Source organism: Vogesella mureinivorans (assembly GCF_007644035.1).
GTDB lineage: Bacteria > Pseudomonadota > Gammaproteobacteria > Burkholderiales > Chromobacteriaceae > Vogesella > Vogesella mureinivorans.
Map to the genome: position 1 here is coordinate 1 of NZ_VMTV02000546.1, position 335 is coordinate 335.

Sequence of the window (335 nt, forward strand, 5' to 3'; positions counted from 1 at the left end):
TGGTGGTCGAGGTCGGCGCGGGCGTGAAGTCGCTCAAGCCCGGCGACCACGTGATCCCGCTGTACACGCCCGAGTGCCGCGAGTGCGAGTACTGCCTGAACCCCAAGACCAACCTCTGCCAGGCGATCCGCAGTACGCAGGGGCAGGGCCTGATGCCCGATGGCAGCAGCCGCTTCTCGCTCGACGGCCGGCCGATCCGCCACTACATGGGCACCTCGACCTTCTCGAACTTCACCGTTGCGCCCGAAATCGCGCTGGCCAAGATCCGCGAGGACGCGCCCTTCGACAAGGTCTGCTACATCGGCTGCGGCGTCACCACCGGCATCGGCGCGGTG

The 335-nt window shown here is 67.8% G+C and carries 1 protein-coding gene; it reads left to right on the forward strand.

Going from position 1 to position 335, the window contains the following annotated elements; translation table 11 throughout:
* Positions 1 to 335: alcohol dehydrogenase catalytic domain-containing protein (locus FLQ44_RS14480; RefSeq protein ID WP_147694980.1), on the forward strand; the 335-nt coding region annotated here is incomplete at both ends.